This window comes from Streptomyces sp. GL_148 (assembly GCF_057834205.1).
Genome location: NZ_JBYQMC010000002.1, coordinates 448,036 through 473,196, shown reverse-complemented (window position 1 = coordinate 473,196; position 25,161 = coordinate 448,036). Strand labels below are relative to the sequence as shown.

25 protein-coding genes and 7 pseudogenes are annotated in these 25,161 nt (G+C 66.6%); 24 read left to right on the top strand and 8 right to left on the bottom strand.

The features are described from left to right. Positions 1–254: 254 nt before the first annotated feature. From AC3IYI_RS41955 to AC3IYI_RS41930, 6 genes are all read left to right on the top strand, one after another. A complete protein-coding gene (locus tag AC3IYI_RS41955; protein WP_489412202.1) occupies positions 255–503 on the top strand; it encodes a hypothetical protein in 249 nt (82 codons plus the stop codon). Positions 504–519: 16 nt separating this feature from the next. Then, on the top strand, positions 520–756 hold the full coding sequence (locus AC3IYI_RS41950) for a hypothetical protein (protein WP_489412201.1): 237 nt from the start codon (positions 520–522) through the stop codon (positions 754–756). Positions 757–853: 97 nt separating this feature from the next. Next, the gene (locus tag AC3IYI_RS41945; protein WP_489412200.1) at positions 854–1,030 is read left to right on the top strand and encodes a hypothetical protein; all 177 of its coding nucleotides are present in this window, start codon (positions 854–856) and stop codon (positions 1,028–1,030) included. Further along, on the top strand, positions 1,023–1,328 hold the full coding sequence (locus tag AC3IYI_RS41940; protein WP_489412164.1) for a transposase: 306 nt from the start codon (positions 1,023–1,025) through the stop codon (positions 1,326–1,328). Before AC3IYI_RS41945 ends, AC3IYI_RS41940 begins: the two co-directional genes overlap by 8 nt. A gap of 11 nt (positions 1,329–1,339) precedes the next feature. Further along, complete coding sequence (locus tag AC3IYI_RS41935) at positions 1,340–2,263, top strand: IS3 family transposase (RefSeq protein ID WP_489412163.1); 924 nt, start codon at positions 1,340–1,342, stop codon at positions 2,261–2,263. A 66-nt stretch (positions 2,264–2,329) separates the two neighbouring features. Next, a complete protein-coding gene (locus AC3IYI_RS41930) occupies positions 2,330–2,491 on the top strand; it encodes a hypothetical protein (protein ID WP_489412199.1) in 162 nt (53 codons plus the stop codon). Between the two features lie 28 nt (positions 2,492–2,519). Here the strand turns inward: AC3IYI_RS41930 and AC3IYI_RS41925 are convergent, their stop codons facing one another. The 3 genes and pseudogenes from AC3IYI_RS41925 to AC3IYI_RS41915 form a co-directional block, all read right to left on the bottom strand. Beyond that, a complete protein-coding gene (locus AC3IYI_RS41925; protein ID WP_489412279.1) occupies positions 2,520–2,735 on the bottom strand; it encodes an IS3 family transposase in 216 nt (71 codons plus the stop codon). A 97-nt stretch (positions 2,736–2,832) separates the two neighbouring features. Continuing rightward, positions 2,833–4,031, bottom strand: a pseudogene (locus AC3IYI_RS41920) (IS3 family transposase). A 79-nt stretch (positions 4,032–4,110) separates the two neighbouring features. Further along, positions 4,111–5,058: a transposase domain-containing protein gene (locus tag AC3IYI_RS41915; RefSeq protein ID WP_489412198.1), complete on the bottom strand. Its 948-nt coding sequence runs from the start codon at positions 5,056–5,058 to the stop codon at positions 4,111–4,113. Positions 5,059–5,072: 14 nt separating this feature from the next. On the opposite strand from AC3IYI_RS41915, the gene AC3IYI_RS41910 reads away from it, so the two are divergent. The 4 genes and pseudogenes from AC3IYI_RS41910 to AC3IYI_RS41895 all read left to right on the top strand — a co-directional run. Continuing rightward, the gene (locus tag AC3IYI_RS41910) at positions 5,073–6,287 is read left to right on the top strand and encodes an IS110 family RNA-guided transposase (RefSeq protein ID WP_489412197.1); all 1,215 of its coding nucleotides are present in this window, start codon (positions 5,073–5,075) and stop codon (positions 6,285–6,287) included. Between the two features lie 1,501 nt (positions 6,288–7,788). Further along, positions 7,789–8,826: a bifunctional DNA primase/polymerase gene (locus tag AC3IYI_RS41905; RefSeq protein WP_489412278.1), complete on the top strand. Its 1,038-nt coding sequence runs from the start codon at positions 7,789–7,791 to the stop codon at positions 8,824–8,826. Next, positions 8,823–10,379, top strand: a complete 1,557-nt coding sequence (locus tag AC3IYI_RS41900) for a DNA primase family protein (protein ID WP_489412196.1) — start codon at positions 8,823–8,825, stop codon at positions 10,377–10,379. The genes AC3IYI_RS41905 and AC3IYI_RS41900 overlap by 4 nt, the downstream gene beginning before the upstream one ends. A 123-nt stretch (positions 10,380–10,502) precedes the next feature. Further along, a pseudogene (locus tag AC3IYI_RS41895) lies at positions 10,503–10,877 on the top strand (DUF6009 family protein); the annotation flags it as partial. A gap of 67 nt (positions 10,878–10,944) precedes the next feature. On the opposite strand, the gene AC3IYI_RS41890 reads toward AC3IYI_RS41895, so the two are convergent. Then, the gene (locus tag AC3IYI_RS41890; protein WP_489412195.1) at positions 10,945–12,480 is read right to left on the bottom strand and encodes an ISL3 family transposase; all 1,536 of its coding nucleotides are present in this window, start codon (positions 12,478–12,480) and stop codon (positions 10,945–10,947) included. Positions 12,481–12,597: 117 nt separating this feature from the next. On the opposite strand from AC3IYI_RS41890, the gene AC3IYI_RS41885 reads away from it, so the two are divergent. From AC3IYI_RS41885 to AC3IYI_RS41845, 9 genes and pseudogenes are all read left to right on the top strand, one after another. Further along, complete coding sequence (locus AC3IYI_RS41885) at positions 12,598–12,921, top strand: hypothetical protein (protein WP_489412194.1); 324 nt, start codon at positions 12,598–12,600, stop codon at positions 12,919–12,921. Beyond that, on the top strand, positions 12,915–13,163 hold the full coding sequence (locus tag AC3IYI_RS41880; RefSeq protein ID WP_489412277.1) for a transposase: 249 nt from the start codon (positions 12,915–12,917) through the stop codon (positions 13,161–13,163). The genes AC3IYI_RS41885 and AC3IYI_RS41880 overlap by 7 nt, the downstream gene beginning before the upstream one ends. 17 nt (positions 13,164–13,180) lie before the next feature. Further along, the gene (locus AC3IYI_RS41875) at positions 13,181–13,480 is read left to right on the top strand and encodes a transposase (RefSeq protein WP_489412022.1); all 300 of its coding nucleotides are present in this window, start codon (positions 13,181–13,183) and stop codon (positions 13,478–13,480) included. Continuing rightward, complete coding sequence (locus AC3IYI_RS41870; protein ID WP_489412021.1) at positions 13,477–14,349, top strand: IS3 family transposase; 873 nt, start codon at positions 13,477–13,479, stop codon at positions 14,347–14,349. Before AC3IYI_RS41875 ends, AC3IYI_RS41870 begins: the two co-directional genes overlap by 4 nt. Positions 14,350–15,498: 1,149 nt before the next feature. Continuing rightward, a pseudogene (locus AC3IYI_RS41865) lies at positions 15,499–15,684 on the top strand (IS1380 family transposase); the annotation flags it as partial. Positions 15,685–15,799: 115 nt separating this feature from the next. Continuing rightward, positions 15,800–16,057 (top strand): transposase, encoded by a 258-nt coding sequence (locus tag AC3IYI_RS41860; protein ID WP_489412261.1) that lies wholly within the window; start codon positions 15,800–15,802, stop codon positions 16,055–16,057. A gap of 143 nt (positions 16,058–16,200) precedes the next feature. Beyond that, a pseudogene (locus AC3IYI_RS41855) lies at positions 16,201–16,287 on the top strand (IS3 family transposase); the annotation flags it as partial. Positions 16,288–16,706: 419 nt separating this feature from the next. After that, positions 16,707–16,970 carry an IS3 family transposase gene (locus tag AC3IYI_RS41850; RefSeq protein ID WP_489412119.1) on the top strand — a complete coding sequence of 88 codons (264 nt, stop codon included), beginning with the start codon at positions 16,707–16,709 and terminating at the stop codon, positions 16,968–16,970. A 186-nt stretch (positions 16,971–17,156) separates the two neighbouring features. Continuing rightward, the gene (locus AC3IYI_RS41845) at positions 17,157–17,969 is read left to right on the top strand and encodes an IS5 family transposase (RefSeq protein ID WP_489411986.1); all 813 of its coding nucleotides are present in this window, start codon (positions 17,157–17,159) and stop codon (positions 17,967–17,969) included. Here AC3IYI_RS41845 and AC3IYI_RS41840 read toward each other — a convergent pair. After that, complete coding sequence (locus tag AC3IYI_RS41840; RefSeq protein WP_489412256.1) at positions 17,944–18,420, bottom strand: hypothetical protein; 477 nt, start codon at positions 18,418–18,420, stop codon at positions 17,944–17,946. The genes AC3IYI_RS41845 and AC3IYI_RS41840 overlap by 26 nt on opposite strands. 597 nt (positions 18,421–19,017) lie before the next feature. Here AC3IYI_RS41840 and AC3IYI_RS41835 point away from each other — a divergent pair. Beyond that, positions 19,018–19,323: a transposase gene (locus AC3IYI_RS41835; protein ID WP_489412164.1), complete on the top strand. Its 306-nt coding sequence runs from the start codon at positions 19,018–19,020 to the stop codon at positions 19,321–19,323. Positions 19,324–19,334: 11 nt separating this feature from the next. Further along, positions 19,335–20,258 carry an IS3 family transposase gene (locus tag AC3IYI_RS41830; protein ID WP_489412163.1) on the top strand — a complete coding sequence of 308 codons (924 nt, stop codon included), beginning with the start codon at positions 19,335–19,337 and terminating at the stop codon, positions 20,256–20,258. A 17-nt stretch (positions 20,259–20,275) separates the two neighbouring features. Here the strand turns inward: AC3IYI_RS41830 and AC3IYI_RS41825 are convergent, their stop codons facing one another. The 3 genes and pseudogenes from AC3IYI_RS41825 to AC3IYI_RS41815 all read right to left on the bottom strand — a co-directional run bounded on the left by AC3IYI_RS41825 (position 20,276) and on the right by AC3IYI_RS41815 (position 22,137). After that, positions 20,276–20,932 carry an ISL3 family transposase gene (locus AC3IYI_RS41825; RefSeq protein WP_489412193.1) on the bottom strand — a complete coding sequence of 219 codons (657 nt, stop codon included), beginning with the start codon at positions 20,930–20,932 and terminating at the stop codon, positions 20,276–20,278. Positions 20,933–21,299: 367 nt separating this feature from the next. Then, a pseudogene (locus AC3IYI_RS41820) lies at positions 21,300–21,461 on the bottom strand (IS6 family transposase); the annotation flags it as partial. Between the two features lie 79 nt (positions 21,462–21,540). Next, on the bottom strand, positions 21,541–22,137 hold the full coding sequence (locus AC3IYI_RS41815) for a short chain dehydrogenase (RefSeq protein WP_489412192.1): 597 nt from the start codon (positions 22,135–22,137) through the stop codon (positions 21,541–21,543). A 292-nt stretch (positions 22,138–22,429) separates the two neighbouring features. Between AC3IYI_RS41815 and AC3IYI_RS41810 the strand changes: the two are divergent. From AC3IYI_RS41810 to AC3IYI_RS41800, 3 genes and pseudogenes are all read left to right on the top strand, one after another. After that, positions 22,430–22,837, top strand: a pseudogene (locus AC3IYI_RS41810) (IS6 family transposase); the annotation flags it as partial. 118 nt (positions 22,838–22,955) lie between these two features. Then, positions 22,956–23,706, top strand: a pseudogene (locus AC3IYI_RS41805) (transposase). A gap of 315 nt (positions 23,707–24,021) precedes the next feature. Next, on the top strand, positions 24,022–25,113 hold the full coding sequence (locus AC3IYI_RS41800) for an IS110 family RNA-guided transposase (RefSeq protein WP_489412276.1): 1,092 nt from the start codon (positions 24,022–24,024) through the stop codon (positions 25,111–25,113). Positions 25,114–25,161 lie beyond the last annotated feature (48 nt).

The window sequence follows — 25,161 nt, the reverse complement described above, 5'->3', positions numbered from 1 at the left end:
ACAAGGGCAAAGATCGCGGGCCCCGTAGGTATCGACCGGTTCGACTCCGGTCCGGGGCACTCCGCACCCTCCAGGCCGTCATGGCCTTGGCACCCACACGCACTACGACATGCCGCTGCCCGAGAGGACACCCCGCCGTACTGTTCTTCTGCCACACCGCCCCCGCTCCGGCTCCCGAGCCGGTGCCGCTGCCGGCTGAACCCGCCGCAGCCCCGCTGATCCGCTTCCTGACCGTTGGCGGTGCCGTGGTGGTGGTGAGTACCACCCGGTTCACCACCCACTACACGTCGCACGGCCGTCCGTACTCCGACCCGAAGAACCCCCGCGAGGTCGAGGGACTCCGCTGGGAGTGCGGTGGCTGTGGCGCGACTGGCACCACGGACGGTTCGCGCGGTCCCCGTTGGGACTACGGGCGGTATCTCCCGGACGAGAGGGACCTGGCCCGTACCGACGCCAACGACCACGCCAACAAGTGCCGGGCGATGGCCCCGGCCGCGCTCTGACCCGAAGGGATCCGACATGACCGCCACGAACAAGAACTTCACGGCTGCCGAACGTGCCGAGATCGCGCAACAGTTCGACGGCTACGCCGATGGTCTGCTGCGCGTCGCCGCCGACCTGGAGGCCCAGGGCCACGACATCGCGGCCGAGATTCAGAGGAACACCGCCGCCGTGAATCGGGAGGTCGCGCAGGCCGCCCGGGACTCGAACGCCCGGGAGGCGAACTTCCGGCTGAACGAGATCTTCAACGGCTGACCCGGAGGCCGGCCCGCCCTCCCCGGCGGGCCGGCCCCAGTCACCTCCTTACCCGGCCGTCCGTGTGGCCGCCATACCGACTCGGAGGAGTCGCCCGATGGTGAATATCCCGATCGAGGACGACGGCCCCGTCGTGCTCTTCGACGTGCCCGACATCCAGACCTTCGGCGCCGCCTACAAGCTCCAGGTCCATAGTGAAGTTTTTCCCCTGAACTTGGACAGCCTCATACTGGGACGAATCGTTCCGGAGGAAGCAGTTCCAGGCAGTGAGTAAGAAGAGCAACAGCAACAAGCGATACACGGCCGAGTTCAAACGGGATGCCATCGCGTTGGCCCGCTCGTCGGACAAGACGGTGACCGAGGTCGCCCGCGACCTCGGGGTCAGTCCCGAAGGCCTGCGGGGTTGGGTAAAGCAGGAGGCCGTTGACCGAGGTCAGGGCAGTTCCGGGGCGCTGACCAGCGCCGAGCGGGAGGAACTGGGACGGCTCCGTCGGCGCAACCGCGAGCTGGAGCAGACGGTGACCATCCTGAAAAAAGCCACGGCTCTCTTCGCGACGGACACGTTGAAGTAGACACCGCCACAGTGTGCGGCTTCATCGACGCGCAGAGAGCCGATTCCCACCCCGACACCCCCGATGACCAGCCGATACCCGGGCTGTCGCTGCTATGCCGCGTGCTGGAGGTGCCACGCTCGACGTACTACGCCTGGAAGGCCGCGCGCCCGGCGGCCCGGGCGCGGCAGGCCTCCGAGGACGAGCTGGCCAACGAGATCCGGGCGATCCACGGCGGCCCTGGCTCCCGAAGAGCCTACGGCGCCCCACGCATCCACGCCGAACTGCGCAGACGAGGCCGGACGGTCAACAGGAAGAAGGTGGTGCGGATCATGGCCGAGCGTGACATCCATGGCGTCACGCGCCGCAAGCGGCGCGGCCTGACCAAGCCCGACCGCAAGGCCAAACCCGCTCCTGACCTGGTCGGACGCGACTTCACCGCTCCTCAGCCGGGCGTGAAGCTGGTCGGGGACATCACGTTCCTGCCGACGCTCCAGGGCTGGTGGTACCTGGCGACCGTGCTCGACCTGGGGACACGCGAGATCATCGGGTACGCGATGGCCAGTCACCACCGGGCCGGACTGGTCACCGACGCACTGCGCATGGCCGCCGGCCGCGGCGACCTCCAGCCCGGCTGCATCATGCACAGCGACCGCGGGTCGGAGTACACCTCGGGCGAATTCCGCCAGGCGGTACAGGAGTTGGGCCTGAGGCAGAGCATGGGACGAACCGGCTCATGTTACGATAACGCCGCAGCTGAGAGCTTTTTCGGCTTGATGAAAGCGGAGATCGGCACCACCGTCTGGGAGAACCACGAGGCCGCCCGCACCGACGTCTTCCGCTTCATCGAGGTCGAGTACAACCGCGCCAGGCTCCGCAAGCACCCCGAGTTCGGATACCTCACCCCACTCGAAACCCGGACCCTGCTGCAGCAAGACCTCACCCCCGCAGCGTAAGCACACGCTGTCCAAGTTCAGGGGTCAACTTCAATAGAGCTGGACGGCCCCGGCTTTCACCACAGTGTGCTGGCCGGCTTCCGTGACCGTCTCACCGGGGGCGACCGCGCCGACCGCCTCCCCGACCTGGCGCTGGCGCGGCTCAAGGAGGCCGGGCTGGTGCGTGAGCGCATCACGCAGCGCACCGACTCCACCCACGTCCTGGCCGCGGTCCGCGACCTGACCTGAGGTTCCCCCGGTGAGCTGGGGGTGCTGATCAGCTGGCCGTGATGGGTTGATGGGTATTCAGGTTCGCTCGTTCGGCCGCTGCCTGTTCGGCGTAGAACTTCTCCTCGTATTCGATGGGGCTGAGGTAGCCGAGGCGTTTTTGGATGCGGGTGGTGTTGTAGAAGCCGTCGATGTACTCGAACAGGGCCTGGTTGGCCTGGGCCCGGGTGGCGAAGACGCGGCCGCGGATCCCTTCGCTCTTGATGAGGGTTCACAGGTTCTCGGCGAGGGCGTTGTCGTACGAGTCGCCCACCGATCCCATCGAAGCCGCGATCTGAACCGTTCCGGGTTTCGTAGAGACTTCAGATTGTGGTTGTGACCTGGGGTTTCACGATTGCTTCGTAGTGTTTGGCTTCGTATTCAATGGGTGGTGTGACCTATCTCGCCGTGGAGTCGCCGGTGGTTGTACCAGTCGATCCATTCGGCGGTGGCGAGCTCGATGTCGGAGAGTGTCTTCCAGGGGCGTCGGGGTTTGATCAGCTCGGTTTTGAACAGGCCGATCATGCTCTCCATCAGGGCATTGTCGTAGGCGTCGCCGACGGATCCGATCGAGGCGGCGATGCCGGCGGCGTCCAGATGCTCGGCGAGCCGGAAACTCGTATATTGCGACCCGGCATCGGAATGGTGGATCAACTCGCCTGGCTGGACTGGGTGTTGTTCGCGGTCGCGTTGCCAGAGAGCCATTTCCAGGGCGTCGAGAACGAAGACGGTTTCCTTCACGGTGGCCGCGGACCAGCCGACGATCCGGCGGGAGAAGGTGTCCACGACGAAGGCGACGTAGACGACCCGGCCCAGGTTTTCACGTGGGTGAAGTCGGCGACCCAGCAGCGGTTCGGGGCGCCGGCGACGAAGTCGCGGTCCAGCAGGTCCGGAGCCCGCCCGGCCTGTCCGCCGGGGAGCGTGGTGATCACTCGCTTCCCGCGGACCACGCCGGCGATCTTCAGCTCGCGCATCAGGCGCTCGACCGTGCAGCGGGCCACGGCATGTCCCTGCCGGTTCAGTTCGCGCCAGATCTTCCGCGCTCCGTAGACACGGTAGTTGGCCTCGGAAGCCTCGCGGATCAGCTCTTTCAGTTCGGCGTCACGCACGGTCCTGGCGGATGGCAGGGCTGTGCGTTTGTGGTGGGCGTAGTAGGTGGAGGGTGCGATCTTGCAGTCGTGTGCGGTCAGCACGCGGCAGATCGGCTCGACGCCGCCGAAGCGGTCCCGGTGCTCGTCGATGAACGCTACGAGCGTGTGTGTGGCCGGTCGAGCTCGGCCGCGAAGAAACTCGCCGCGGCTTTGAGGATGTCGTTCGCCCGCTTCAGCTCGGCGTTCTCCTTCTTCAGCGCCTTGAGCTGGACGGATTCCTCCGTCGTCGCCCCCGGACGCGTCCCCGCGTCGATCTCTTGTTGCTTGACCCAGTTTCTCAGGGTCTCGCGCGACCCGATGCCGAGTTTCTCGGCCACCGTCTGCAGTGCGGCCGTCTCGTTCGGGTGATCGTCGCGGACCTCGGCGAACATGCGCACCGCACGGCGTCGGAACTCGAGGGGGTAGCGGGAAGGTCGTGCAATGACTCGATCCTTTCACGGAATCGAGTCTCTATCCAACCCGGAACGGTTCGGGCAGGACGTCCTGGACCCTGCGGGCTTTGCGCTGCTCGATCCGCCACAGCAGGTGGGCACCCTGTTCGCGCAGGCGGTGCCACCTGACCAGGCCCCACAGCCCCCGGTCCGCCAGCAGCAGAGTTCCTGCGCCGGCATGCCTGTCGAGTTCGTCGGAGATGATCCGCTCGGAGTCTTTCCATCCGCCGATCGCCGCGTCCAGCACCGTATGGGACGAGCATTCCGCGACGGCAACCACCCGTGCCATGGGATAGCCCAACGGGCTGCGCTGCGAGCCCGACTTGCCGAAGGCCTCCCGGTTTCCGGCCGAATCAGGAACCGCCAGCAGCATCCCGTCCAAGGCCAGTACACGCAGACCTTGAAAGAGATCGCTGTCCTGGCCCAGCGGCCGGACAACGGCCCAGTGCAGGTCGCGCATCACCTGCCACCCCAGCCGTTGCCGGGCTCTGGTCAGCGACGACTTGTTCACCCCCGACCACTCCCGCAACCCCGGCTCGCCTGCTTTGAGCAGCCGCAGGACCTCGAGGTAGTCGACCCGCGGGAACAGGCACAACGCGAGGACGAAGTACACGGTGAACCGGGCCGACAACAGACGTCGGCGCTTCTCACCGCAACCCGTCACACCAACGACCTGGTCCACCAGCTCCGGCGGGCACGATCGGGTCAAGCTCCCAATCCCCAGCCGCTCCAGACGCGACACCAACACGAACGGCTCAACGCCCGCCCCACCCCAAAAGCAACGGCATTGGAAGGCGTGACCTGGGGGGTGGTGTCGCCGGGTCCGTGGGGTGCCGTCACAGACGCTGATGAGAGACCCGGCCACCGCCCGGTCCGGCGCAATGCCGGGCACAAGCGTGGGCGGCAGGTCTGCATAACGTGGATGCGCGAGCACGGTGCCGCCGCCGAGGCCGGCAAGGTCAACCACCCGGGAGGGGTGCGATGTTAGACACCGGTGATGTGGGCGTCTTCCTGGGTATGGACGTCGGCAAGACCGCCCATCACGGCCACGGGCTGACCCCGGCGGGCAAGAAGATCTTCGACAAGCCGATGCCCAACAGCGAACCGAAACTGCGGGCCGTCTTCGACAAGCTGATCGCGAAGTTCGGCACCGTGCTGGTGATCGTGGACCAGCCCGCCTCGATCGGGGCTCTGCCGCTGACCGTCGCCCGTGACGCGGGCTGCGAGGTCGCCTACCTGCCCGGACTCGCGATGCGGCGGATCGCTGATCTGTATCCGGGCGAGGCGAAAACGGACGCGAAGGACGCCGCGGTGATCGCGGACGCCGCCCGCACCATGCCGCACGTCCTGCGGTCTTTGGAGCTGACCGACGAGATCACCGCCGAGCTCACGGTACTGACCGGCTTCGACCAGGACCTCGCAGCCGAAGCCACCCGCACCAGCAACCGGATACGCGGACTGCTCACCCAGTTCCACCCGTCGCTGGAGCGCGTGCTCGGGCCCCGGCTGGACCACCCGGCCGTCACCTGGCTCCTCGAACGCTACGGATCCCCGGCCACACTGCGGAAAGCCGGCCGTCGCAGACTCGTCGAACTCATCCGTCCGAAAGCCCCGCGGATGGCCGCCCGGCTGATCGACGAGGTCTTCGACGCTCTCGACGAACAGACCGTCGTGGTCCCGGGAACCGGGACCCTCGACATCGTGATCCCGTCCCTGGCCGCCTCCCTCGCGGCAGTTCACGACCAGCGCCGGGCCCTGGAAGCGCAGATCAGCACCCTGCTGGAGGCCCACCCTCTTCACCCGGTCCTGACCTCGATGCCGGGAGTCGGCGTCAGGACCGCCGCCGTCCTGCTGATCACCGTCGGCGACGGCACCAGCTTTCCCAGCGCCGCCCACCTCGCCTCCTACGCCGGCCTCGCCCCCACAACAAGATCCTCGGGGACCTCGATCCACGGCGAACACGCACCACGAGGCGGAAACCGGCAGCTCAAACGCGCCATGTTCCTCTCCGCCTTCGCCTGCATGAACGCCGACCCCGCCTCCCGCACCTACTACAACCGGCAAAGAGCCCGCGGCAAAAACCACACCCAGGCACTCCTCCGGCTCGCCCGCCAACGCATCAGCGTCCTCTTCGCCATGCTCCGAGACGGCACCTTCTACGAGTCCAAAACCCCCACCATCACCCTCGCCGCATGACCACCCCAAACAGCCCCATACCCGACACCACGTTCTTGACGAAAGACATAGAGACACCCCCCCGGGCCGCGGACGCACGCTGGCGGATATCCACGACGAGAGCTTCCCACCCGAGGCCTAAAACAGGGGCGGGCCCCCGGCCGCGTCTTGTCAGGGAGGCAGCCCAGAGCCCGTCTCCACAAGCTATCGACACCCCCACAGCCCCGGCTCCGGACACTCCGCGCCGCCGGGAAAACTCGGCCTAGGACAGTGTCCCTTCTCACCGGACTCGGAGAGAAGCCCGTGATCGGTGAGCTCGACTACGAGAGAGGCGCACAGGGAGGGGCGTTGTTCTGGAGTGAGGTGATGGACTGAAGCCCGTCGGCTCTGTTGGTCCGGGCCGGAGACCTGGGCACACTGGAGATCGGCCTCCGTCTTGCTTAACCCGTCCTGCCCCAGGAGGGCCTTCCGACAGGATGGGATACCCCTTTGTCGGGAAAGGTACTGGGTCCCCGTCGGCCAACAAGTGCGCAGGGTACCGGACAGTGGGAATCCAGTCGGCACACCACCCTGCAGCCGCGCTCTGTACAAGGTCCACCTCGCGCTTCCTCGCCCGTGTCGAGGAAGAAACAACGCCCACCGACCCAGGCGGCCCGCGGGCACCAGCACTCGCTATGCCAAAAGATGACCTGCCGGGCGGCTCGTCCCACAGCGAACGCTGGCTACGTGCCGTCCTTCGCGCTGCTCAGGGGAGGAAACGCGCCTTCTATTGTTCGTGGAGGTTGGCGGCTGCTCCTGCTTCTCGGGAAAACGGCCAGCCTACAAGCTGACCAACCGCCCCCGGACTCTCGCTCAGAGAGCCCCCGGCCGGGCGGCTGGGCTTGGGCCCAGCTTCTTTGATTCAGTCCCTCTGCGAAAACATCTGCAGAGCTGCAGGTCAGGAGGGTTGTACAGGACGGCCGGAGGGACTGGAGGGACCGGAGGGACTGAATCTACCAGTTCCTTCTATCGGGTGTGCGTGCGTATGCGCACGGGCGATACGCAGAACCAGGGTACGTGATGACCTGCTCATAACTAGGGTTTCTCAGTCCCTTCAGTCCCTCATCTGGGTGGATGTCACCTCTGACCTGGTCTTTTCCCCCGGGACTCTGTGGGGACCAGAGTCCAATCAGCCCCCTTGGCCAGTCCAAGGGATCTAACCGTTGCTCTGGTCAGGCGTCCGACACGCCCGGGTTTGAGAAGTTCCCCCTGGCACCTCGGCCTGTGATTCCTTTGCCCAGTACGTGGCGAAGGGACTGAAGGGACTGGGGGACTGATACAACGGCGGTGCTGATGCCACCACTGGGGTAGGCTCTAGAACTCATTTGAAAAACTCGGTCCCTTCAGTCCCTCCCAGAGGGGTTTTGAGCCCTCTGACCAGGGCTTTACCCCACGGGGTCTGAACCAGCTGTTGGGTCCCTCAACAAGGACAGTCAGAGTGTCACGCCAGGGTGAGAGCCGTAGGGCAGCGCCATCGGGGAGCATCAGCCCCCTCGATGTTGCGCTGTGGTGCGCCTTGAATGGCTGGCCTGTGCATCCCTTGGCGGCTGGTCGCAAGACACCAGCCGCCAACTGCCCAGCCTGCCGGAACCACGATCATGCCCCGCAGGTTTGCCCTTGCACAGCTGAAGGCAGGTGGTGCCACGGTTTCCATGCCGCGACGACGGATACCTCTCGCCTGAGGGCCTGGTGGGGCAATGAGGAGTCCTACGGGGTTGGTGTCTCCTGCGGCCCTGCCGGGCTCGTGGTCCTCGATGTCGACGCGCACAGTGCCGCAGTCCCTGACCGCAACCGGCTTTTGCCAGGCATCACCATTCCTGAGGAAGTCAACCTGGCTGGTCTTACCTCGGGGTTCGACACGCTCGCTTTGCTCGCGGCCTACCGAGGCAAGCCGGATCCCTCTGAGGATGAACAGACTTTGCGTGTCAGGACGCCCTCAGGGGGTCTCCACGTCTGGTACCAGGCCCGGCCGGCCGGGATTCGGTACCGGTCATCGACCGGTTCGAGCAGCAAGGTGGCTCTTGCTTGGCAAGTCGATGTACGGGCGACTGGCGGCTACATCGTTGCCCCGGCCACCAAGACCCAGGCAGGCACGTACCTCCCCCTTGGGGAGGCACGAAAGCCAGCCGCACTGCCACGCTGGCTGGCCTCAGAGCTTGAACGGACCGGCCATGTGGTGAACGACACCCCAAACCGCACTGCCACGCTGGTGCCGCACTGCCAGGACACGGAAAAAGGGGTCACAGCCGCGCACCGGCTACTGCATCCGCTGCTGGCTGAAGTTCAGGACTGTGCAGCGGTTCCGCAGGGAGCGAGTTTCACGGAAAAGCTCAACCGGGCGGCCTACACGGCCGGAGGCCTGGTGGCCGGCGGGTACTGCACACAGACCCAGATCCGCGAGCTCCTGACGGCGGCTGCGGAGGCGGCTCGCCCACATCAGATCCACCGCAGCGTCTCTGTCATCAACTCTGCCCTGTCCGCCGGCCAAAGCCGGCCGCTTCATCTCAAAGGACGCACATGAGCAGCGCCGACGGCCCGCGTTTCGACGCCATTGCCGCCGCCCAGCAGATGCTCGACCTCGAAGAACAGCAGACTGCGGCGAAGCCGCCTGCTCAACAGGGCACAGTCACAGTGCGAGAGTTGGCGCGCCCGAGTGGACAGCTGCCCGGCCTGCTCACCGACCGAGGTAACGCGAAGTTGTTCGCAGTGATGTACGGGGATCAGTTCCGTCATGTCGAAGGGCTGGGCTGGTACCACTGGAGTCAATACAGGTGGAAGCGCACCGGCGGCGAGAAGTCCGCGCTCTGGGCCGCCGGAGACATGGCAGAGCAGATGCCGGCCAGCGATCCCACAGGTCTTTTTAGCGACCGTGATCTTCTTCTGCATCGTCGCAGGTCGATGTCGACTCCAGGCCTCAAGGCCATGCTGACTCAGGCGAAGGCCTCACCCACGCTCGCCCTCGACCCTGACACTCTGGACGGCGACCCGTACGCCCTGTGCACCCCGGCCGGTGTCGTCGACCTGCACACCGGGCAGTTGCGCAAGCCCGACCCCGAACGCGACATGCATTCGCGGGCCGCCAGCGTAGGGCCTGAGGCCATGCCAACCCCCCGCTGGTACCGGTTCCTTCACGACACTTTCGGTGACGACGCCAAGGGTCTGGAAACCATCCAGTTCCTCCACCTGCTCCTGGGGTACTCCATCACCGGAGACGTCGGCGCGCAGGTCCTGCCATTCCTCTATGGCACCGGCGCCAACGGCAAGTCCGTCCTGTTGGATGTCATGACGCAGATTCTTGGCGACTACGCTCAGGCGGCCCCGCCCGGATTCCTGATGGAGAAGGGCAAGTTCTCCGAGCACTCCACCGAGCTGACCGAACTGCACGGCCGGCGCATTGTCGTGTGCAGTGAACTCAAGCCCAACGACAAGTTCGATGAGTCCCGCGTCAAGCTGCTGACTGGTGGCGACCGGATCATGGCCCGCCGCATGCGCCAGGACTTCTTCTCCTTCACACCCACACACAAACTGTGGCTGCTGGGCAACCACCGCCCCGAAGTCGGAACGGGCGGCCACGCTTTTTGGCGTCGCATCCGCCTCATCCCCTTCGAACGTGTCGTCCCCGCCTCACGTAAGATCGACAACCTAGCCAAGCAACTCGTCGACAGCGAAGGCCCCGGTATCCTGCACTGGCTGGTGGAAGGGGCCCAGCTCTATCTCCACACCCGCGACCCGCTGACGGGGCCTGCATCTGTGCGGATGGCCACGCAGGCATACGCGACGACCGAAGACCACATCGGCCGCTTTCTCACCGAGTGCTGCACCAGCGCCACCACCAGCCGTGCCGGCGATAGAACCTCAGCCGACCTCAAGGTGGAGCAGGGACTCCTCTACGCCGCCTACAGCAGCTGGTGCAGTACCGGTGAGGGCATCAGGCCTGCTACCGCTCGGGCCTTCGCGACCCGCGTGCGCCAGGAGCTCGCCCTCGCCTCACCGGCCGACATGATGAAATCCAGCGGGAAGAAGTACTACCCCGGTCTAGCCCTCCTTGCCGACGACGAGCCCGAACATGTCTAAACCATGCGGCCTGAGTATCCGGCCCGCACCTCTCTACTATCGACACGGCACGCCCCCACCCGACCGTTCCCAAAGCCACCCCGGCCCCTACCCGGCCGCCGACAACGAAAAGGGGCCGCAGCCATGAGCTCGCTGCTGAACGAGAGCGACCTCCTCCACGAGAACACAGTGGTGTGGCTGGAGAACCCTGACCATCTCGACTACGTACGCCAAGCCCTCGACAAGACCGCCCGCCGCCGCGGAAAGCCCCGCTACGCCCGAGACGGGCGCATGGTGGGCTACACCGAACTCGACGAACACGCCGAAGCCGATCCTGACAGCGGTCTCCAGCTCCGACGGGTCTTCTTCCTGCTGCCGCACGACCGGGACACCGACCCCGACGGTGTTTATCATCAAGGCGCGCCCGGCGAAGCGATCGACCCCCGGACGGTCGAGCCGCGCTGTGTAGGAGCGAAGACGCCCCGTTCTCAAGGCGGCTTCGATGTGTCGGCAACTGCCAGAACGGCGGAGAGGGACTGTAAAAGAAACGGCCCTGTCTCATTTTCGGTGGTGACGGGGAGTGCTTCTATCCGAGGAGGATCCGGTGGCGAAGCAGGGTGAAGCTTGCTCGTCCGTGCATCTGGCGCGCGATCCGCTTGGTCTTGGTGTTGACACCCTCGGTGGGGCCGTTGGTGTACGGAAGCGTGAGGGCGGCGTTCACGGCGGCGCGGTCTCGTTCCAGACCTCGGGCGAAGGCATGCAGGTGGGGCAGGTCCGCGCCGCGGACCTGGACGATCCAGCGCGAGAGTGCGTCGGCATTGTCGGCGTGAGGCGCAAGGAGCGGGGCGAAGTCGCTGATACCTGTCACCAGTTGGGTCATCCCGGGGCAGGCGGCGGTGAGCTTGGACAGGAGCTCGTGATGCTCGGCCTTGAGGTTGTCGGGCCTGGTCAGCAGCATCCGGGCGAGCCGCCGCGGAGAGATATGGCTGCGGTCGGCGTCCGCACGGCCTTGGTTGATGTACTTGTGCAGGAGGTTCAGGCAGCCCGTGAAGCCCAGGGCTTTGATCTCTTCGAAGAGGTACTTGACGGGGACGCCAGGGTCCTCGGCCCGGCGTTTGCGTAGATGCTCGCGGTAGTGGTCGACGAGGCGGGCGCGGTACTTGGGGACGCGGAGCATGCGCTCGGGCCGGTCGGCGCGGGCATAGCGTTTGACGGTGTTCAGGGTCAGTTCCAGGCGGCGGGCGCATTCGAGCAGGCCCACGCCCTGGTCGAGCAGGCCGTGGACCTGGTGCCAGCGTTCCAGGGTGGTCTGGGCGCGGGGTCCGTCGTAGATAGGCGCGTCCAGTACGGTGGCCCAGCAGGTGCTGTGGGCCTTGACCTCGCTCAGGGCGGCTTCGCACAGGTTGTGCCACACATGCCAGCGATCACCAACCTGCACCGCATCGGGCAGGGCGCGACGGATGGCCTCGGCGTAGGTCGCAGAGCCGTCCCGGCACACGATCTCGACGCCCGGATGCTCGCGCAGCCAGGTCTCCAGGGTGTCGGCTGTGCGGTCGGGCAGCACCTCGATCCGTTCATGGGTCTCGGCGTCGATGATCACGGTGGCATAGCGGTGCCGCCGGCGCAGAGCGAAATCATCGACGCCGATCACGCGAGGCACCCGCCCGGTGGGCAACGCAATACGCAACAGGGTGCGCAGGGCAGTGTGACGCGACAGTCCCATGGCGAGTATCGCCAGCAGCCGTGCCGCTGCACGGCCCGCTAACTCCTTGACCACAGCCTTGACTTGCCTGGTCAAACGGGCTGTGCTCCGCTGGTATCGCTCCAATACCCCTGGCACCTGCTCGCGGAAGGTGTGGCGGCAGCCGCGCGTGGGACACACCAGACGCCGGACCCGTACACGGACCACTACCCGCCGCCCGTCCACCGAGACATCGGCCACCGTCCGCAGGTGATAGCTGTGCACACGGCCGGACGGCGCCCCGCAGCCCGGACACGGCACCGAGTCCTCCGGAGTCCGGGCCCGCACCATAATCCGCTCGACCTCGTCGGTCACGTCCTCGATGACCAGCGGCGACAGCCCCGAGAACACCACATCTACAAGCTCGTTGACGTTCCGCATGTCATGTCAACGACGAACCGGCACCCTCCATTACCACCGAAAGTGAGACAGGGCCAGTTTCTTTTACAGTCCCAAACAGGGGCAGGAGCAGGGGCGAAGCCGAATCTGATCACCCACGTGCACACGACCGACGCGACTGTGCCGGAGGTGAAAGCTACCGCTCCCATCCAGCACAAGCTCGCGGAGCACGGCGTGAAGCCGGCCGAGCATCACCCCGACTCCGGCTACCCGTCGGCCGACCTGATCACCAAGGCCATGCAAGACGGTATCCGTATGGTCACCCCGGTGCTCCTGGACCACTCCGCGCAGGCCAAGGCGGCCGAAGGCTTCGAGAAGATCGCCTTCACCATCAATGGAAGACCCGGCAGGTCCGCTGCCCCGCCGGCCGCACCAGCTCCCACTGGAACCCGGTCAAACAGCACGGCAAGGACGCCATCGTGATCACCTTCAGCGTCCTGACCTGCCGCGACTGCCCCTTCCAAAGGCAGTGCACCACCTCGAAACCCGGACGCCGCATGCTCACCCTCAGACCCCGGGAACTCCACGAGAACCCCGCCAGAGCCCGCGCCGAGCAGAAGACCGACACCTGGAAGAACAAGTACGCCCTCCGCGCCGGCGTCGGTGTGGGCTTGATCCGCTTTGACGGACATCTGAGATCAGGGGCTTGGGCCCCGGAAGGATGATGTTCATCATGGAGAGCATGGGGAAGAGGAAGCCGCGCCCTCGCCGTTCGTTCACGCCGGAGTTCAAGGCGGAGATCGTCGAGCTGTGCCGGCGGGGCGCGCGCTCGGTTGGTCAGGTCGCCAGGGATTTCGAGCTGACCGAGACCGCGGTGCGGAGCTGGGTGAGGCAGGCCGAGGTCGACGCCGGCGAACGGGACGGCCTGACCAGCGGCGAACGTGAGGAACTGGCCGCGCTGCGGCGGGAGAACCGCCGGCTGCGCGAGGACGTCGACATCCTCAAGCGTGCGACGGCTTTCTTCGCGACGGAGACCCGGTGAACGTGCACCCGTTCATCGAGGCGGAGAAAACCGCAGGTCACAACGTCAAAAGGACGTGTGAACTCCTCAAGGTCTCCCGGACCGCCTATTACGCCCGACGCATTGCCTCCCGTGGCCCGCGTGCGGTGCGGGACGCCGAGCTGACCGAACAGATCACCGCTGTTCACCAGCGTTCCCGCGGCACCTACGGGGCCCCGCGCGTTCACGCCGTCCTGAAGCGTGAAGGCGCCGGCTGCGGGCGCCGCCGGGTGGCCCGCCTGATGCGACAGGCCGGTCTGACCGGCAGGCACCGACGACGCCGGCACCGCACCACCATTCCCGACCCACACGCGTCCACCCGGCCTGACCTGGTACTTCGTGACTTCCAGCCCGATTTGTCGGCCCTCGACACCCGCTGGTGCGGGGACATCACCTATATCGCCACGAGCGAGGGCTGGCTCTATCTGGCCACCGTGATCGACATCGCCTCACGCCGCGTCGTCGGCTGGGCGACAGCCGACCATCTGCGAACCGAGCTCGTCGCCGACGCGCTGCGGACCGCCTGCCGAACTCGCCGTCCATCCGGTCCGGTGATCTTCCACTCCGACCGAGGCTGTCAATACACCAGCCGTGAACTCGCCGTCCTGGCAGATGAGTTCGGCATCCGCCTGTCGGTCGGACGGACTGGGCAATGCTGGGACAACGCGCTCGCGGAATCGTTCTTCTCGACCCTGAAGAACGAGCTGGGCGACACCGACCCCTGGCCGAGCCGGGCTGCTGCCCGCACGGCGATATTCGAGTGGATCGAGAGCTGGTACAACTTGCACCGGCTTCACAGCAGCCTCGGCTACCGCAGTCCCGCTGAATACGAGACCGCTCTCGCGGCCTGACCACCACACCAAAGGTGCCCGTCAAAGCGGAACAAGCTCACAGACCCATCTGCGGCCCCTTCATCCCGAGCTGTCAATTATTGGGTCAAATAATTACGATCACGAGAATTTCGACATACCGCAATATCTCCTAGAATTTCGGTAACCCGCCGAACCAATACTTCGTGAGGTTTTAATATGCTCTTCTCAGTCACGCGTAACGCTGGCGGTTCTAGGCGTCGCCTTCCACTGCTTCTTGCTGTGGCCGCGGCAGCTACGGCGACCGCAGTTTCTGTCGCCGCCGGCCCGGCCTCAGCCGCGGAGGCCGTAGCTAGTGGCAGTAGGACCTTCAATTGTCAGAACATTCGCGAGGTCTTCCTCGTTCCGGACGGAGTGAATCGGATCTCCGTCACAGCTGATGGTGCACAGGGCGGCGGGTCGCAGGGGGGCCGGGGGGCTCATGTGACCGCTATGGTCAATGTGGTGCCCGGTCAGGAGCTGCGGGTACTGACGGGCTGCACCAAGGCGGACTCTGATGGTGCGCCTTTCGGGTATGGCCGCGGTGGAGCGCATGGCGTCGCTAAGCAGGAGACTGCGAAGACGGGCGGGACTGGTGGTGGTGGCAGTGGCATCGTCACCAAGGGGCCGGACGGGACGTTCACGGTCGACGTTGTGGTTGCCGGCGGCGGCGGAGGCGCAGGGGGCGCTGGAGCGTGGCCTTATGAGAACACCGGTGGGCATGGCGGTAATGCGGGGTCCACTGCTGAGAGTGGCAGCGGTGGTAACGGGAAGACTGCAGGATCGGGCGGGTCGGCTGGCGTTACTGTCGATAAGGCGGGGACGAGTGGTGGTGACTCCAGCGTCGTACAGGCCGGTGGTGGCGGCGGCGGTGGTGGCGGCGGCTACAAGGGCGGCCTTGGCGGACGCGGCGCTGGCTCGTTCAGTGGCGGTGGCGGTGGCGGCGCCGGCTCCTCTTACGTCAACCCGGACACTGGCGTCGTCGGCTCTATCACCACCAGCACACGAAGCGGTGCCGGCCAGGTGACGATCTCCTGGTAACCCTGCTGACCTGGCCGCTAGCCTCGCCGTTTCACCTGGTATGAGGCCGATTGGTGGACGGGAACGCGAAAGTGCCTTCTGAACTGGGACGATGAACCTTGTCGAGGGGTTCTGTCGGTCCAAGCGGAAGGCACTTTCTGCGTGCAGGGTATCGGTTCGCGTCCCAGGCTCCATGTCTCGGCTGGCGGCACGGGGGCAGTTGGTCACGCCGGGGCACGTTTGCCGGCTGATCTCGCTGATGCCACCGGGCTGGCCAGCGCGTACTCCATCACGTTGAGACCACTTCGGCCACGTGAGATTCCCCCGGGGTGCGGAAGTGGCTGGTGGAGTGTCAGATGGGGATCGTGAAGGGAGATGTCACGATGTCCGCACCGATGAAGTACCCGCTGGAGTTGCGTGAGCGGCGGTGGCCATGTATCGGGCCGCTGATCCGGAGCCGGTGATCCGTCACATGGCGAGGGATCTGGGCGTGCACCACGAGGCCCTGCGCAACTGGATCCGCCAGGACGAGGCCGACCGCGGTGAGCGCGGGGATCGGCTGACCAGCGAGGAGAACAGCGAGCTGGTGGCTCTGCGGAAGGAGGTCCGGGACCTGCGCCGGGCAAACGAGGTCCTGCGCACTGCCTCGGCGTTTTTCGCGGCCCAGCTCGACCCGACCCGGCCCAGGTGACCGCGCTCATCGACGAGCACCCCCACCTGGGAATCGAGCTGGTACTCCGGGAGACGAACACCCTGCCCTCCACCTACTACCGTCGGCGCCGCAGGCAGAAGAACCCGTGCCGCCGTGAGCGCGAGGACGCTGCACTCCTGGAGATGATCAGAGAGATCCACACCCAGTCGCACGGTGTCTACGGCTCGCCGCGAATCCACGCGGCACTGGCCCGGCGCGGGATGAGGGTGGGCCGCAAACGGGTGGAGCGGCTGATGCGCCAGGCCGGCATCCAGGGTGTCAGCCCCCGCACCCGGCGCTGGAAGACCACCATCGCCGACCCGTCCGCCACTTTGGCTCCCGATCTGGTCAAGCGGGACTTCACCGCCCCGGCCCCGGACCGGCTGTGGGTCACCGACCTGACCGTGATCGACACCGCCGAAGGACCCTTGTGGCTCTCGGCGATCCGTGACGCGTTCTCCCGCCGCGTGGTGGCCCGGGAAACCTCCGCCCGAGCGGACACCGACCTGGTCCCCTCGCGTCACTCGAGTACGCCCTCGCCTCCCGCAGCCCCGAGCACGGACGGCTGGTCCATCACGCCGATCACGGCTGTCAATACACGAGCATCAAGCTCACAACTCGCCTGCTCAGAGCGGGGATCGCGGCTTCGATGGGATCGGTGGGCGACTCGTACGACAACGCCCTCGCCGAGAACCTGTGGACCCTCATCAAGAGCGAAGGGATCCGCGGCCGCGTCTTCGCCACCCGGGCCCAGGCCAACCAGGCCCTGTTCGAGTACATCGACGGCTCCTACAACACCACCCGCATCCAAAAACGCCCCGGCTACCTGAGTAGCCGTTGTCGTACCGAGAGGTTCGCTTGGTGGTCGAACGAGGGTTCCCGGGCGGGTGGTCTTCTGGTGGCACGGGCATGAAGGCAGGGCCTCCTGCACAGCTCGTGGGTGTCGAATCCATCCGAGCAACAGGAGGCCCTGTTGTCGCAGTCTTCCGTGCCGACGCCCGCCGGGTCCAACTCGGTTACCCGGTCGTGTGATTGCCTCGCCCATCAGTACGGGAACGCGGGCGACCATGCCGAGCGTGCGCCCGCCTATCCCTCCGACATGACGGATGAGGAATGGGCGGCGGTGCGCGATCAGCTGCCCGTGCCCGCATGGCTGAACGGGAAGGGCAGACAGCCTGAGGGCTACTGCCACCGGCAGATGATCGACGCGATCCGCTACCTGGTCGACAACGGCATCAAGTGGCGGGCGATGCCGGTCGATTTTCCCACCTGGGACCGGGGCTACGCCTTCTTCCGGCGCTGGCGCGACAAGGGGCTGATCACCGAGTTCCACGACCGGCTGCGCGGGAAGGTCCGCGCGAGCGAGGGCCGCGCCCCGGAGCCGGCCGCCGCGATCATCGACTCGCAGTCGGTGAAAGCAGCCGCGTCGGTGCCGGCCGCCTCACGCGGCTTCGACGGCGGCAAGAAAATCAACGGGCGTAAGCGGCACGTCATCGTGGACACGCTCGGCCTGCTGCTGATGGTGCTGGTCACGGCGGCCGACGTGACCGACCGCGATGCCGCCTGCAGCATGCTGGAAAAGCTCCGTGCCCGCTACCGGAAGATCAGCCTGGTCTGGGCCGACGGCGGCTACACCGGCCGCCTGGTCGACTGGGCGAAGGAGACACTCCGGCTCACGCTGGAGATCGTCAAACGCAGTGACGACATGAGCGGGTTCGTGGTGCTTCCGCGCAGGTGGGTGGTGGAGAGGACGCTGAGCTGGCTGATGCGCTCGCGGCGCCTGGGCCGGGACTACGAGACCCGGCCCGAAAGCAGCGAAGCCGCCGCCCTGTGGTCGATGACCATGCTCATGGGGCGCCGCCTCGCCCGCCACCGGAGCCGAAACGTCACCCGGCCACCCGCCGCGGCGTGAACACCCCAGGACGCTCCTCGGCCAGCCAGCCCCGCTCCACCAGCCGCTTAACCTTCGACCGCACCCCCTCAACCTTCGCCGGCACCCCCTCCAGACCCAGCCGCCCGGCCAACTCCCGTGCCCGCAGCCCGGACCCGCCCGCCTCCGCCTCCAGCACGCCCACCAGCCGCTGGTAGTCCGGCGCGAGCGCCTCCACCGCCAGGCCCTCCCGCCAGTGCGGCACCACCGACCCCGCCACCGGCGCCTTCGCCACAGCCGACCCCGCCTCCGGCGGCTGTTCGGCCTCCGGCTCCGGCGCGGCCAGGGCCTCGGCCAGCTCCACGCGGGCGATGGCCCGCCGCTCCAGCACCGCCTCCGCCTCCGCAAGCTCGGCCAGCACCCGCTCCACCTCCTCGCGAAGCTCTTCGACCCGAACCTGCGCAGCCGTCTCGCGTGCTTCCAACAAGCCCATGACCGAAGCCATCGACGACCTCCGTGTCATCCCGACAAACGTGACGGCCCGACTCTTCCTCGATGCCACGGAGTGCATGCCTGACCAGCGGAAACCCACCGATCACGTCCGGAAAGACAACGGCTACTCAGCCCCATCGAATACGAGGAGAAGTTCTACGCCGAACAGGCAGCGGCCGAACGAGCGAACCTGAATACCCATCAACCCATCACGGCCAGCTGATCAGCACCCCCAGCTCACCGGGGGAACCTCACGGCGGCTTGACCCGCAACGTGACTGGCCGTGTGCCTTGGCGCTGATCTGTCGGCCGCCTGCTCGGAGCGGCACGTGCTGCCGCCGGGCAGGGGACGTGTCCCGATAGGGGCCTCGCGACAGGCACCGTCACAGTCTTGACCGCCCCGGCCCGGCGGCGGCCACCCGGCTTCCCAGGCGATCAGGAGAGGGCGACCATGCCCAGCATCACGTACCCCGATGCCCCGTGTCACTTCCCGGGCCAGCCCGCCGAACAGGTGCTGCTCGGCGTCGACTGAAGTTTTCCCCTGAACTTGGACAGCCTCATACTGGGACGAATCGTTCCGGAGGAAGCAGTTCCAGGCAGTGAGTAAGAAGAGCAACAGCAACAAGCGATACACGGCCGAGTTCAAACGGGATGCCATCGCGTTGGCCCGCTCGTCGGACAAGACGGTGACCGAGGTCGCCCGCGACCTCGGGGTCAGTCCCGAAGGCCTGCGGGGTTGGGTAAAGCAGGAGGCCGTTGACCGAGGTCAGGGCAGTTCCGGGGCGCTGACCAGCGCCGAGCGGGAGGAACTGGGACGGCTCCGTCGGCGCAACCGCGAGCTGGAGCAGACGGTGACCATCCTGAAAAAAGCCACGGCTCTCTTCGCGACGGACACGTTGAAGTAGACACCGCCACAGTGTGCGGCTTCATCGACGCGCAGAGAGCCGATTCCCACCCCGACACCCCCGATGACCAGCCGATACCCGGGCTGTCGCTGCTATGCCGCGTGCTGGAGGTGCCACGCTCGACGTACTACGCCTGGAAGGCCGCGCGCCCGGCGGCCCGGGCGCGGCAGGCCTCCGAGGACGAGCTGGCCAACGAGATCCGGGCGATCCACGGCGGCCCTGGCTCCCGAAGAGCCTACGGCGCCCCACGCATCCACGCCGAACTGCGCAGACGAGGCCGGACGGTCAACAGGAAGAAGGTGGTGCGGATCATGGCCGAGCGTGACATCCATGGCGTCACGCGCCGCAAGCGGCGCGGCCTGACCAAGCCCGACCGCAAGGCCAAACCCGCTCCTGACCTGGTCGGACGCGACTTCACCGCTCCTCAGCCGGGCGTGAAGCTGGTCGGGGACATCACGTTCCTGCCGACGCTCCAGGGCTGGTGGTACCTGGCGACCGTGCTCGACCTGGGGACACGCGAGATCATCGGGTACGCGATGGCCAGTCACCACCGGGCCGGACTGGTCACCGACGCACTGCGCATGGCCGCCGGCCGCGGCGACCTCCAGCCCGGCTGCATCATGCACAGCGACCGCGGGTCGGAGTACACCTCGGGCGAATTCCGCCAGGCGGTACAGGAGTTGGGCCTGAGGCAGAGCATGGGACGAACCGGCTCATGTTACGATAACGCCGCAGCTGAGAGCTTTTTCGGCTTGATGAAAGCGGAGATCGGCACCACCGTCTGGGAGAACCACGAGGCCGCCCGCACCGACGTCTTCCGCTTCATCGAGGTCGAGTACAACCGCGCCAGGCTCCGCAAGCACCCCGAGTTCGGATACCTCACCCCACTCGAAACCCGGACCCTGCTGCAGCAAGACCTCACCCCCGCAGCGTAAGCACACGCTGTCCAAGTTCAGGGGTCAACTTCAGAGCGGTCGCGGCAGATCACCTGGACGCCCGGGTGCTCGATCAGCCAGCGGGCGACGGTCTCGACGGTGCGGTCGGGCAGCAGATCGACGGGGCGACGCGTCTCGATGTCGACCAGGATCGTCGCGTAGACGTGTCCTTTACGCAGTGCGAACTCGTCCACGCCAAGCACGCGGGGCGTCGTCGGCGCGCTTTCGGGTAACGCTCGTATCAGCCGCAGCAACGTGGAACGGCTCACCGGAGCGGCGAGCGCGTCCGCCAACCGGGCGCCGGCACGGCCCGCGAGCATGAGGGCCACCTGCTGCAGAGCGCTCTGCAGGCCCTGACTCCGCCGCCCGTGACGGAAGGTCAAACCTGGCACCTGCTCTGCGAACGTTGCCTGAGGGCAGGCCTGTTGGCGGCATCGGAACCGTCGGACCTGCAACTCGATGACCACACGGCGCTGGCCCGCCGCGGTGTCGTCGAGACGGCGCACGTACCGGCTGTGCACCCGCGTCGAGCTGGTTCCACAGGCCGGGCACTCAGCCCGGCCGGCCCTCGCGGCGGCCTGGACGGTCACCAGCTCGCCGGGGATGGCGATGGTGTCGAGCACGACGTCGTCGGCCCGGTGGAACCAGAGGTCTTGGAGGAACGCGTCAGTCACGAAGGTTCATGATCGCGGTTTCGGTGACCCTCCGTGGCCCTGGCACGGAAAGTGATCCAGAACCACGGTTCAAGCGACGCCGACAATGGGACCGGTCCCCGGGCGGGACAGCAAAGATACGAGGGACCCGCCCGGGCCGGTGTGCATTTCCCAGCCCTTCAACGACCCGCCCCCGTCCCGGACACGGCATCACCCCGAACCACACCGCGGGTATGCGTACCCCCTTCGCAGGGAACTTCCTCAACTCTCCGCCGCGCCCCGGGCGGTCCTGGGACCGTGGCTTCATGGACACCACCACCGGCCCCCGGCCAGCCACCGCGCAGCGGGTGCAGCCATGGTGAGGGCGGGTCGCTCGCCACCTCAGGCACCAGCGCCGGACCGTCTCGTAGGAGACGGTCACCCCGCGCTCGAGCGTCAGCTCCTCGACCTCGCGGAAGCTGAGCGGGAAGCGGAAGTACAGCCACACGCAGTGCGAGATGATCTCCGCCGGGTACCGGAACCCCTTGTGCGACGGCGCCGCCGTGTCCATGAACAGCCCATCCCCAACACCCCACCACCGGCAAGATGATCATCCTACGGGCAGGCCTCAGCCAAGTTGACAGTGCCCTCTACAAAGCGTAGACCTGCCCGGTCTGGGCGCCCTCGACGGAACGGACGTAGGCCTGGGCGACATCGGCTACATCGACCGACGCCATGCCCGGGAAGTAGTCCCCGTACCTGGCGAGGCTCTCGGTGAAGACCGTGGGGCTGACCGCGTTGATGCGCTGCGGGGCGATCTCGATGGCGGCGGCGCGTACGAATGCCTCCAGCGCGCCGTTGGCCATGGAGGCCGCGCTGCCAGTGGGGATCGGCTCGCGGCTCAGGATACCTGTGATCAGGGTGAAGGAGCCGCGCTCCGCAATGCGGGGGATCCCCTGCCGCACCAGGTCGATCTGGCTGAGCACCTTGCCCAGGAAGGCCGCCAGGTAGTCCTCGGCCGTCATCTCGGTGAGCGGTCGGTACGGCACGCTACCGGCGGCGCTGACGACCGCGTCCACCCGGCCTACCCGGTCGTACAGTTCCGTGATCTGTGCCGGGTCAGCGATGTCGTAGCGCAGGTCACCGCCAGTGCGCCCAACGGTGAGGATCTCGTGGCCACGCGTAGCCAACTCCTTGTTGACGGCCGTGCCGAGCATGCCGGTGGCGCCTATGAGAAGAACCTTCATGACTGCGACACTAGGCCTCGCCCGCACGGCAAGGGAAATGCCGACTTGTGGCGCCAAGCCCGCATAAACCGCTCCTGGGTCGGCAGAGATCTCAGATTGTGGCTTTGACCTGGGGTTTTATAGTTGCTCGAGGCGTTGTCACGTTGCCCGGGCGGGGGTGGGATGATCTTCAGGTTGTCCGTGTCCTGGGAGGGGGCCGTCGTGTCCGACGTGGTGCCGTCGTACAGGAATCACCGGTACCCGGTCGAGGTGATCTCGCACTGTGTGTGGCTGCACTTCCGCATTTTGAAACGATCAGTTGGTCCAGAACCGGCGTGACAAGGCCGCGGCCAGCAGGTTCTTCCGCCGACTCCTCACCACCACCGCGACGATGCCCAGAGTGATCGTCACCGACAAGCTCCGCTCCTACGGGGCTGCGCACCGTGAGGTGATGCCCTCGGTCGAACACCGCTCCCACAAGGGATTGAACAACCGGGCCGAGAACTCCCACCAGCCGACCAGGCAACGAGAGCGCGCAATGAAGGGCTTCCGGTCGGTCTGGGCAGCGCAGCGGTTCCTGTCCGCGTTCACCGTCATCTCACCCCACTTCCGACCCCACCGGCACCTCATGACCGCCAGCCGATACCGCTTCGAGATGAGCATCCGCTTCACCATCTGGAACCACATCACCGGTACTGCCGGCCTGCCCGCCACCGCCTGAACCACAGAGCATTTTCAACTTGGCCACTGATCGGGTGACGAGGTGGTGGTGAAACGGGCAGAGCCCCCGGGCTGTTGAGCAAGGTATCGATGCTCAACTCTTCAGCCTGGGGGCTCTGTTGGTTCCCTGTCGTGCCGTACTCGATGTTGCGCATGCCCTCGTGGAGTGGGTGACGATGCTGATCGTCACCCGGGAGGGTGACCGCCGGTGCAAGCTGCCGCCCTCCGAGCGGGCCCTGGCCGCACTGGTGTACCTGAAGAAGAACGACACCCTGACTCAGATCGCGGCGGGTTTCGGGATCAGCGTGGGTACCACCCACGCCTACGTTCACGGCGTTGTGGCGCTCCTGGCAGGCCGGGCGCCGGGCCTGACCGCGGCTTTGAGAACGGCCGGACGCCCGGTATGTCCTGCTGGACGGGACCCTCGCCGAGTGCGACCGGGTTGGTGACGGCCGCGCCGACTACTCGGGCAAACACCGCCGCCACGGGGTAAACATGCAGGTCATCACCGCGCCGGACGGAGCCCTGGTCTGGATCTCACCCGCTCTCGCGGGCCGGATCCACGATCTCACCGCGGCCCGTCGGCACCGGATCATCGCCACATGCATCCGCCTCGGCATCCCCGTCCTGGCGGACAAGGCCTACCAGGGAGCCGGCGACATCGTCGCCGTCCCACACCGCCGGCGACCCGGCAAAGACCTCACCGTCAAACAGAAGTCCGTCAACCGGGCACACTCCCGACTCCGGTGGCCCGTCGAGAGAGCCATCGCCCGGATCAAGACCTGGCGCATCCTCCGCAAAGCCCGAACCAGCCCGAACAAACTCACGTCAATCACCAAAGCCATCCTCACCCTGGAGGGGCACCGCTGAAAAGGTTCACAGACCGCCCCGGCCCCAGCACACCCTGACGCACCATCAAACCGATCATGCCGCCGACAACGTGACTGTGAGGATGTTGGGGTGCTGTTCCGGGTGGCGGTCTGGCCCGCAACGTGACTGGCTGTAGTGCCTTGGCGTTGATCTGCCGGCTGGCGTCCGGGACGGTGCGTGCTGCCGCCGGGCAGAGGGGTGTGTCCCGATAGGGGCCTTCGCGACAGGCACCGTCACAGTCTTGACCGCCCTCTCGGCCCGGCGGCGGCCATCGGTTCCCGGAGCAATCAGGAGACAGCGGCCTTGCCCAGCATCATGCAGTCCACCATCCCTTGTCATCTCCCGGCAGACACTGCGGAGGATGTCCTGCTCGGTGTGGACACCCATAAGGACGTCCATGCCGCCGCGGTCATCACCGTGCTCGGCGCGGTCCTGGAGGGCCGCAGCTTCCCGGCGACGGCCGATGGATACCGGCAGCTCCTCGACTGGGCCCGCTCGTTCGGCACGCTTCGGCGGGCCGGGGTGGAGTGCACCGGCTCCTACGGAGCCGCCCTGGCACGGCACCTGCGGGCCGGGGGCATTGAGGTGACCGAGGTCAACCAGCCCGACCGGGCGGCCCGGCGCCGTCACGGCAAGACCGACGCTGCCGATGCCGAGGCGGCCGCACGCGCTGTGCTGTCCGGACGCGCCACCGCCACGGCGAAGACCAGCGACGGCCCCGTCGAGACGCTGAGGCTGTTCAAGCTGGCCAAGAGCTCCGCGGTCAAGTCCCGCACCCAGGCCATCAACCAGCTCAAAAGCATCCTGGTCTCTACCGACACGCCTCTGCGCGAGTCACTGGCGGGGCTGAGCAACCCGCACCTGATCAAGCGATGCGCCGACCTCGACGCCACCGCAACGACAGGTCCGGCAGCGGCCGCCCGCCACACCCTGCGGCTCCTGGCCCGCCGTATCCGGCACCTCACCGAGGAGATCGACGAGCTGGGCAAACGGATAACCGAAGCCGTCCAGGCCAGCGTCCCGAGCCTGCTCGAGGTCTACGGCGTCGGCCCGGACAGTGCCGCCGCCCTGCTCATCTCTGCCGGCGACAACCCCGAACGCCTGGCCAGCGAGGCATCCTTCGCAGCCTTGTGCGGTACCAGCCCGGTCGAGGCATCCTCCGGCAAGACCCAGCGCCGCAGACTCAACCGCGGAGGCGACCGCCAGGCCAACGCCGCCCTCTACCGCATCGTCCTCAGCCGCCTGCGCTGCGACCACCGAACCCGCACCTACCTGCAACGACGCCTCACCGAAGGCAAAACCCGACGAGAGATCATCCGCTGTCTCAAACGCTACGTCGCACGAGAGATCTACCGGCACATCGTCACTCCGAGAACCGAGCCAACTCAGCCCAACACCCCCGCTTGACATCCATAGGGGCATCAACACCCCGTCACCGCACTTGCCTTCTTCCGA

Excerpts from the sequence above, each read along its gene's own strand:
- AC3IYI_RS41950 (WP_489412201.1), top strand. The coding sequence starts at position 520 with ATGACCGCCACGAACAAGAACTTCACGGCTGCCGAACGTGCCGAGATC.
- AC3IYI_RS41945 (WP_489412200.1), top strand. The coding sequence starts at position 854 with ATGGTGAATATCCCGATCGAGGACGACGGCCCCGTCGTGCTCTTCGAC.
- AC3IYI_RS41910 (WP_489412197.1), top strand. The coding sequence starts at position 5,073 with ATGTTAGACACCGGTGATGTGGGCGTCTTCCTGGGTATGGACGTCGGC.
- AC3IYI_RS41900 (WP_489412196.1), top strand. The coding sequence starts at position 8,823 with ATGAGCAGCGCCGACGGCCCGCGTTTCGACGCCATTGCCGCCGCCCAG.
- AC3IYI_RS41890 (WP_489412195.1), bottom strand. The coding sequence starts at position 12,480 with ATGCGGAACGTCAACGAGCTTGTAGATGTGGTGTTCTCGGGGCTGTCG.
- AC3IYI_RS41875 (WP_489412022.1), top strand. The coding sequence starts at position 13,181 with ATGGGGAAGAGGAAGCCGCGCCCTCGCCGTTCGTTCACGCCGGAGTTC.
- AC3IYI_RS41860 (WP_489412261.1), top strand. The coding sequence starts at position 15,800 with ATGTATCGGGCCGCTGATCCGGAGCCGGTGATCCGTCACATGGCGAGG.
- AC3IYI_RS41850 (WP_489412119.1), top strand. The coding sequence starts at position 16,707 with ATGGGATCGGTGGGCGACTCGTACGACAACGCCCTCGCCGAGAACCTG.
- AC3IYI_RS41845 (WP_489411986.1), top strand. The coding sequence starts at position 17,157 with ATGACGGATGAGGAATGGGCGGCGGTGCGCGATCAGCTGCCCGTGCCC.
- AC3IYI_RS41840 (WP_489412256.1), bottom strand. The coding sequence starts at position 18,420 with ATGGGCTTGTTGGAAGCACGCGAGACGGCTGCGCAGGTTCGGGTCGAA.
- AC3IYI_RS41815 (WP_489412192.1), bottom strand. The coding sequence starts at position 22,137 with ATGAAGGTTCTTCTCATAGGCGCCACCGGCATGCTCGGCACGGCCGTC.
- AC3IYI_RS41800 (WP_489412276.1), top strand. The coding sequence starts at position 24,022 with ATGCAGTCCACCATCCCTTGTCATCTCCCGGCAGACACTGCGGAGGAT.